Here is an 8609-nt window from a genome sequence, read left to right as displayed (position 1 = left end):
GCACCCGAGGCATCCTTCGCCCGCCGCGGTTTCGACGCGCGCGGCGCCGGAGCCGAGCCCGCCGCGGTGCCGGCCGAGGCGGACGGCGGCACGGGGGCGGTCGGCTGCGCCATCGCGGCGAGCGACGCGGCCACCGAGTGGTCCGGCTCGACCTCGGACTGCTCGAAGGCGCGCAGCACCGCGAGCGAGCGGGTCGGCAGATTCAGCACGTCGCCCGCGCGGTAGCGCGCCTGCCCCTCGGCGATGCCGGCCGTGTCGACGACGAGCTCCCACTCGCGGTCGGGCCGCGCGCCCGTCGGGATCGTGAAGTCGAGGGCGTCCCCCCCGTTGAAGAACAGCAGGAAGTCGACGTCCGAAAGCGGCTGTCCGCGCGAATCGCGCTGGCGGATGCCCTCGCCGTTCAGGAAGACCGAGAGCGCCTTGCCGAAGCCGGCGTCCCAGTCCTTCGGCCGCATGAGCGTGCCGTCGGGCTTGCCCCAGGCGATGTCGGGCAGCGGGCCGCCGTCTTCGCGATCGACCGGATGCCCGTCGAAGAACCGGCTGCGCCGGAACGTCGGATGCGCCTTCCGCAGCCGCGCGAGGGCCGCCGTGAACTCGATGAGCGGCTCGTCCGCGGCATCCCAGTGCACCCAGGTGAGCTCGCTGTCCTGCGCGTAGCCGTTGTTGTTGCCGAGCTGCGTGCGGCCGAGCTCGTCGCCGTGCGCGAGCATCGGCACGCCCTGGCTGAGCAGCAACGTCGCGAGGAAGTTGCGCTGCTGGCGGGCGCGCAGCCCGAGGATGCCCGGGTCGTCGGTCGGCCCCTCGGCGCCGGAGTTCCAGGACCGGTTGAACGATTCCCCGTCCCGGTTCTCCTCGCCGTTGGCGTCGTTGTGCTTCTCGTTGTACGAGACGAGGTCGCGCAGCGTGAAGCCGTCGTGGGCGGTGACGAAGTTGATCGAGGCGACGGGCTTGCGGCCGGAGTTCTCGTAGAGGTCGGCCGACCCCGTCAATCGGGCCGCGAACTCCCCGAGCGTCGACGGCTCGCCGCGCCAGAAGTCGCGCACGGTGTCGCGGTACTGCCCGTTCCACTCCGTCCAGAGCGGCGGGAAGTTGCCCACCTGATAGCCGCCGGGACCGACGTCCCACGGCTCGGCGATGAGCTTGACCTGGCTGACGATCGGGTCCTGCTGCACGAGGTCGAAGAACGTCGACAGCCGGTCGACGTCGTAGAACTCGCGGGCGAGCGTCGCCGCGAGGTCGAAGCGGAACCCGTCGACGTGCATCTCCGTGACCCAGTACCGGAGGCTGTCCATGATGAGCTGGAGCGAGTGCGGGTGGCGCACGTTGAACGAGTTCCCCGTGCCCGTGTAGTCGGTGTAGTACCGGGCATCCTTCGCCTCGAGCCGGTAGTAGGCGGCGTTGTCGATGCCGCGGAACCCGATCGTCGGGCCGAGGTGGTTGCCCTCCGCCGTGTGGTTGTAGACGACGTCGAGGATGACCTCGATGCCGGCCGCGTGGAGGGCCCGCACCATCGACTTGAACTCCTGCACCTGCTGGCCGAGCCCGCCGGTGGACGAGTACTCGTTGTGCGGCGCGAAGAACGCGATCGTGTTGTAGCCCCAGTAGTTGCGCAGGCCCTGCTCGAGCAGGGTCGAGTCCTGCACGAACTGGTGCACGGGCATGAGCTCGATGGCCGTGACGCCGAGCCGCTGGAGATGCTCGATGACGGCCGGGTGCGCGATGCCGGCGTACGTGCCGCGCTGCGCCTCCGGCACCTCGGGGTGCAGCTTCGTCAGGCCTTTCACGTGGGCCTCGTAGATGAGGCTCGACGAGTAGGGCGTGTTCGGGCGGCGGTCGCCCGCCCAGTCGAAGAACGGGTTGATGACGACCGAGAGCATCACATGGCCGGCCGAGTCGTCGTCGTTGCGCGAGTCCGGGTCGCCGAAGTCGTAGCCGAAGAGCGAGGGGTCCCAGTCGAACGAGCCCTCGGTCGCCTTCGCGTACGGGTCGAGGAGCACCTTGTTCGGATTCGCCCGCTCGCCCTTCGCCGGGTCGTTCGGCCCGTGGACGCGGTAGCCGTAGCGCTGCCCCGGCTGCACCTGCGGCAGGTACGCGTGCCACACGAACGCATCGACGTCCTGGAGTTCGACCTGGGTCTCGGTGCCGTCCTCGGCGAAGAGGCACAGCACGACGCGGTCGGCGGCTTCGCTGAAGAGCGCGAAGTTCGTGCCGCTGCCGTCGAAGGTCGCACCGAGCGGGTAGGGCGATCCGGGCCACGATTCCATTCGTCCCCCTCGAACGTTCGGGTTCGCATCCCGGCCGCCGTCGGCGACCCGCGGGACGCGTGGGCCCACTCTATTGCCCGACCGCCTCCGGTGCGCCCCCTTGCGCGGAAGCGCAACGCCGGTCGAGTAGCGGCGAAGCCGTGTATCGAGACCGTCGCACCGGGTCTCGATACGGCGCTGCGCGCCTACTCGACCGACGCGGGGCCGCCGAGCGCGGCGTCCACGATCGCCTTCGCCTCGGCCTGCACCTCGGCGAGGTGCTCCGGCCCGCGGAACGACTCGGCGTAGATCTTGTAGACGTTCTCGGTGCCCGAGGGACGCGCGGCGAACCAGGCATCCTCGGACTCGACCTTCACGCCGCCGATGGCCGCGCCGTTGCCGGGGGCCTTCGAGAGCTTCGCCGTGATGGGCTGCCCGGCGAGCTCGGTCGCGGCGATCGCGTCGCCGTCGAGTTTGGACAGGGCCGCCTTCTGCTCGGGGGTCGCCGGGGCGTCGACGCGCGCGTAGGCCGGCTCGCCGTGCTCAGCGACGAGCTCCGCGTAGAGCTCGGACGGGGACTTGCCGGTGACCGCGCGGATCTCGGCGGCGAGCAGGGCGAGCAGGATGCCGTCCTTGTCGGTCGTCCACACGGTGCCGTCCTTCCGAAGGAACGAGGCGCCGGCGCTCTCCTCCCCGCCGAAGGCGACGGACCCGTCGACGAGTCCGGGCACGAACCACTTGAAGCCGACCGGCACCTCCCAGAGGCGACGGCCGAGGGCGGCGGCGACGCGGTCGATCATGCGGCTCGAGACGAGCGTCTTGCCGATCGCCGCGTCGTCGCGCCACTCGGGACGGTGGCTGTAGAGGTACTGGATCGCCACCGCGAGGTAGTGGTTCGGGTTCATCAGGCCGCCGTCGGGCGTGATGATGCCGTGGCGGTCGGCGTCGGCGTCGTTGCCGGTGAGGATGTCGTAGTCGCCCTGGTTCGCGAGCGCGCCGGCCATGGCCGACGGGCTCGACGGGTCCATGCGGATCTTGCCGTCCCAGTCGAGCGTCATGAACGACCACTGCGGGTCGACGAGTTCGTTCACGACGCTCAGGTCGAGCTCGTAGTGGTCGCGGATGAGCGCCCAGTACGACACCGACGCGCCGCCGAGCGGGTCGGCGCCGATGCGGATGCCCGAGTCCTTGATGGCCTGGATGTCGATGATGTGCTCGAGGTCGCGCACGTACATGCCGCGGAAGTCATACGTCTCGACGGCCGAGGGCTCGGCCTGGTTCACGTCGACGAGGCCGCCCGCGATGAGCTCGTTCGCGCGGTTCGCGATCCACGAGGTGGCGTCGGAGTCCGCCGGGCCGCCGTGCGGCGGGTTGTACTTGAAGCCGCCGTCGGCCGGCGGGTTGTGGCTCGGGGTGACGACGATGCCGTCGGCCTCGCCTTCGGCGCGGAGCGCCGGGTCGTTGTTCCAGCGCAGGATCGCGTGGGAGACGGCCGGCGTCGGCACGTAGTCGTCGTACTCGTCCACGAGCACCCGCACGCCGCCCGCGACGAGCACGTCGACCGCGGTCGTCAGCGCGGGGGCGGACAGGGCGTGGGTGTCGGCGCCGATGAAGAGCGGCCCCGTCGTGCCCTGGGCCGCCCGGTACTCGACGATCGCCTGCGTGATCGCGAGGATGTGGTCCTCGTTGAAGGCCGTGTCGAACGCCGACCCGCGGTGGCCGGACGTGCCGAAGGCGACCCGCTGCGTCGACACCGACGGGTCGGGCTTGAGGTCGTAGTACGCGCGCACTAGGGCGTCGACGTCGATGAGATCGGATGACTGTGCCGGAGTTCCCGCTCGCTCGTGCATTGTCCCAGTCTCGCACCGGGCGCTTCGGTTGGTCGAGTGGCGACGGAGGAGCGCAACGAGACCGCGCCGGCGACCTGCCGGGTCTCGAGACGCTTCGCTCCTCGACCGACGGAGGGTCTAGTCCGTCGCGAAGCGCTCGTCGAGCCAGCGGACCGTGTCGGCGAGGACCTCGTCGCGGTTGGTCTCGTTCAGGACCTCGTGCCGGGCGCCGTCGTAGACGATGAGCGAGGCGTCGAGGATGCCCGCACGGGAGTACGCCGCGAGCAGCCGTTTCGCGGATTCCTCGCCGCCGAGCGTGTCGTCGGAGCCGACCTGGATGAGGATCGGCAGTTCGGGCGGCAGCCCGGGCTTCGGGCGGCCGAGGAGGCGCAACGAGTCGAAGAACCCGAAGAGCTTCGGCAGCGGGGTCGCGGTCGTGTACGGATCGGCGACGAAGGCGGCAGCGACGGCCGGGTCGCGGCTGAGCCATTCCATGCCGGTCGTGCCGAGGCGGCGATGCTTGCGGTTGAGGTCGTAGCCGGGATCCATCCAGCGGAGCGTCCGGTACGCGGTGCCCGTCAGCACGACGCCGTCCCACGTCGCCGGGGCGCGGTTCACGATGATCTGCGCCATGAGCGAGCCCCACGAGTGGGCGATCGTCACGAGCGGCAGGTCGGGCTCGGCCTCGCGGATGACGCCGGCGAAGCGCTCGACCGCGGCGATCGCGGCGCGCATCCCGCCGGGGCCGGGGTTCCCGAGGCGGTCGAGGTCGCCGCCGTGCTGCTCGAACCCCGTCCGCCCGTGCCCGCGGTGGTCATCGGCGTAGACGGTGTAGCCGGCGGCGTTGAGCTCGCCGATGACCCACGCGTAGCGGCCGGTGTGCTCGCCGATGCCGTGGGTGAGCTGCACGATCGCGACGGGGTCGGCGGCGCGCCAGACGTCGTAGTGGATCCGAACCCCGTGAGCATCCGTGAAGTGCGCCATGCGCACACTCTGCCAGGCCCACGGGCGGGTTCGTGCCCGGGCTCACGCCTCCCGGGTGATCTCGACCTCCACGAAGAGGCGGCTCGCAGCGGTGCCCGCATAGACACCGCGCAAGGGGGTGACGTCGGTGTAGTCGCGGCCGCGCGCGACGAGCACGTGCATCTCCCCGATCGGGGAACGGTTCGTCGGGTCGTAGCCCTGCCACGTGCCGTCGTAGAACTCGACCCACGCGTGCGATTCGCCGACGACGGCCTCGCCGATCGCCGCGTCCGGCTTCGGGTGCAGGTACCCCGACACGTAGCGGGCCGGGATGCCGACCGAGCGCAGCGCGCCGAGGGTGAGGTGCGTGATGTCCTGGCAGACGCCGCGGCGCAGCTTCCAGGCATCCTTCGCGGTCGTCGAGACGCCCGTGGAACCGGGGACGTACTCGATGGCCGCGCCGACCGCCTCGGCGATGGCGAAGGCCGATGCCGCGACCGAGTCGCCCTCGGCGACGATCGAGGCCGCGAGCTGCCGGAGCTCCTTCGGGGGCGCCGTCGCCTCGGTCTGGCCCGCTTGCTCGACGAGCCCCACCGTCGCCGTGCGGGCGATCGCGAGTTCGTCCCAGGAGAGGCCGCCCGTCGGCTCGGGAGCGGGACGCACCTCGACGACGCTCGTGGCCGTGACCGAGAGCTCGTGGTGCGGGGTGAGCACCTCGAAGGTCGACACGCGAGTGCCCCAGTAGTCGAGGTAGGTGTGCTGCGACGCCGCCGGGCGGATGTCGAGCCCGGCCTGCAGCACGAACTGCCCGGCACTCGAATGCGGCAGCATCCGAGCCTCGTTGTAGGAGGCGGTCGCGGGCGCCGCGTAGGCGAAGCCGGTGCGGTGCACGATCCGGAGTCGGCTCATCAGGACACCTCCCCCGTCCACACGGGCATCGCGTCGGTCGGGAAGTACCTCGCGCGGATCGCCTCGCTCACTTGCGAGGTCAGCGCTTGCACGGACTCCATCTCCCCGGGCAGGTCGTCGAGGAGCTCCCCGATCGGACGGTACTCGAGGTTCGAACGGATCTGGCCGAGGAGGCGCCGGGCCGGGGCCGGCACGCCGACGCGGCCCTGGTTCGGGTCGAGCTCGCGCAGGCACTCCTCGGCGCGGGTGATCGACGCGATCACCGTGCGGGGGAAGAGCCGGTCGAGCAGCAGGAACTCCGCCGCGCTGCGCGAGGACGGCACGCCGCGGTAGCTGCGCAGGTACGCCTCGTACCCGCCGCACGAGCGCAGGATCGTCGTCCACGACGGGCTCGCGCCTTCGGGCACGGAGCGGGTGGCGAGGAGCCGGGCGGTCATGTCGGTGCGCTCGATCGCGCGGCCGAGAGAGAAGAACTGCCACACGTCGTCGCGGCTGAGGGAGGACTCGACGACGCCGATCGCGAGGGCGGCGCGGTCGCGCACCCAGCGGAAGAACTCGTGGTCGCGGTCGTGCGCGATGCGGCGCGGCATCCGCGCATACGTCTCGTTGAGCACCTCCCAGAGCTCGGTCGAGACGATCTCGCGCGCGCGGCGGGCGTTCTCGCGAGCGGCGCCGATCGAGAAGGCGATGGATGCCGGATGCTCGCGGTCGACGGCGAGCAGGTCGATGACCTGGTCTCGGCCGAGCACCGCGTCCGGCGGCGGCTCGGTGCCCATGACGCCGAGGATGTTGCGGCAGGCCGCGTCCTCGTCGACCCATGGGTCCTCGAGCAGCAACTGGAGGTGCACGTCGAGGATGCGGGCCGTGCCGTCGCTGCGCTCGACGTAGCGGCCGATCCAGAACAGCGCCTCGGCGATGCGGCTCAGCATCCCGCCACCTCCGTCCGGTTCGACTGCTGCTGTTGCTGCTGTTGCTGCTGGTGGCGGGCGGGGGCGTCCTCGTCCTGCGGGGACGCGTCGAGCCCGAGGGAGGCGGCGCGCGGCGCCTCGTGGCGCACCTCGCCGCCGGGGGCCATGACGTTGCCGTTGCCGGGGCTCTGCGGGCCGCCGTGCGGGCCGGCCCCGGGCCCGGTCGCCTGGTCGGCGACGAGCTCTCCGACACCGCGGGTCGGCACGGGTCCGGTCGGCGCGGCCGAGGTCTCGCCGAGCACCCAGGTGTCCTTCGAGCCGCCGCCCTGCGACGAGTTGACGACGAGCTGCCCCTCGGCGAGCGCAACGCGCGTCAGGCCGCCGGGCAGCACGAACACCTCCTCGCCGTCGTTGACCGCGAAGGGCCGGAGGTCGGCGTGGCGCGGGCGCATCCCGTCGTCGACGAGGGTCGGGATCGTCGAGAGCTGCACGACCGGCTGGGCGATCCAGCCCCGGGGGTCGCGGATGAGGCGCTTGCGCAGCTTGTTCAGCTCGGCGCGCGAGGCATCCGGACCGATCACGATGCCCTTGCCGCCCGAACCGTCGACCGGCTTGACGACGAGTTCGTCGAGCCGGTCGACGACCTCGGCGAGCGCCTCGGGCTCCTCGAGCCGCCACGTGTCGACGTTGGGGATGATCGGGTCCTGGCCGAGGTAGTAGCGGGTGAGGTCGGGCAGGTAGGTGTAGATCAGCTTGTCGTCGACGACGCCGTTGCCGACGGCGTTCGCGATGGTGACGTTGCCGAGGCGGGCCGCGAGCATGAGTCCCGGGGCGCCGAGCACGGAGTCGGGCCGGAACTGCTGGGGGTCGAGGAACTCGTCGTCGACCCGCTTGTAGATGACGTCGACGCGGGTGGGCCCGGCGGTCGTGTGCATCCACACGCGCCCGCCGGAGCAGAAGAGGTCGCGCCCTTCGACGAGTTCGACGCCCATGAGGCGCGCGAGGAGGGTGTGCTCGAAGTAGGCCGAGTTGTAGACGCCGGGCGTGAGCACGACGACCGTCGGGTCGTCGACGCCGTCGGGCGCCGCGGCGCGCAGGGCGCTGAGCAGCCGGTTCGGGTAGTCGCCGACCGGCCGCACGGGCATCGAGCTGAAGAGCTCGGGCAGCGTCTGCGCCATGACGCGGCGGTTCGAGATGACGTAGGAGACGCCCGAGGGCACCCGCACGTTGTCTTCGAGCACCCGCCAGGCGCCGTGCTCGTCGCGCACGAGGTCGATGCCGGCGACCATGATGCGCACGCCGTTGCCCGACCGGATGCCCGCCGCCTGCCGGTGGAAGTGGGCCGAAGAGGTCACGAGCTTCGCCGGGATGACGCCGTCGGCGACGGCGTTCTGGGGGCCGTAGACGTCGTCGAGGAACGCCTCGAGCGCCCGGACCCGCTGCGCGATGCCCGCCTCGAGCGTCGACCACTCGGACGCCTCGATGACGCGCGGCACGGCGTCGAGCGGGAAGGGCCGCTCCTCCCCGGCGAAGTCGAAGGTGACGCCCTGCGCGAGATAGGAGCTCGCGAGGGCGTCGGCTCGGCCGCGAAGCTCGGACTGCGTCATCCGGGCGAGCACTCGATGGATCTCGCGGTAGGACTCGCGCGCGTCGGCGCCGTCCTCGCCCGCGAACATCTCGTCCCAGGGCGAGGCCGACTTGCGGCGCCGCCTGGTCGGCTTCACGGCGGTGTAGCCGTCGAAGAGCGTTCCCATGAC

General features: G+C 71.5%; 6 protein-coding genes. All 6 read right to left on the bottom strand.

The features are described 5' to 3' along the window. Positions 1-2264: glycogen debranching protein GlgX (gene glgX, locus GB864_RS05415; protein ID WP_160423327.1), on the bottom strand; the 2264-nt coding region annotated here is incomplete at its 3' end. A gap of 185 nt (positions 2265-2449) precedes the next feature. Beyond that, on the bottom strand, positions 2450-4093 hold the full coding sequence (pgm, locus tag GB864_RS05410; RefSeq protein WP_160423326.1) for a phosphoglucomutase (alpha-D-glucose-1,6-bisphosphate-dependent): 1644 nt from the start codon (positions 4091-4093) through the stop codon (positions 2450-2452). Between the two features lie 117 nt (positions 4094-4210). Then, positions 4211-5056: an alpha/beta hydrolase gene (locus tag GB864_RS05405; protein WP_160423325.1), complete on the bottom strand. Its 846-nt coding sequence runs from the start codon at positions 5054-5056 to the stop codon at positions 4211-4213. A 42-nt stretch (positions 5057-5098) separates the two neighbouring features. Then, positions 5099-5944 carry a transglutaminase family protein gene (locus tag GB864_RS05400; protein WP_160423324.1) on the bottom strand — a complete coding sequence of 282 codons (846 nt, stop codon included), beginning with the start codon at positions 5942-5944 and terminating at the stop codon, positions 5099-5101. After that, a complete protein-coding gene (locus tag GB864_RS05395; RefSeq protein WP_160423323.1) occupies positions 5944-6873 on the bottom strand; it encodes an alpha-E domain-containing protein in 930 nt (309 codons plus the stop codon). Before GB864_RS05395 ends, GB864_RS05400 begins: the two co-directional genes overlap by 1 nt. Next, positions 6867-8606: a circularly permuted type 2 ATP-grasp protein gene (locus GB864_RS05390; protein ID WP_160423322.1), complete on the bottom strand. Its 1740-nt coding sequence runs from the start codon at positions 8604-8606 to the stop codon at positions 6867-6869. The genes GB864_RS05395 and GB864_RS05390 overlap by 7 nt, the downstream gene beginning before the upstream one ends. Positions 8607-8609 lie beyond the last annotated feature (3 nt).

It is taken from the genome of Agromyces seonyuensis (assembly GCF_009789225.1).
In the GTDB taxonomy this organism is placed as follows: Bacteria; Actinomycetota; Actinomycetes; order Actinomycetales; family Microbacteriaceae; genus Agromyces; species Agromyces seonyuensis.
Note: the sequence above shows the minus strand (reverse complement) of the source record. Positions and strands in the feature narration are given on the sequence as shown.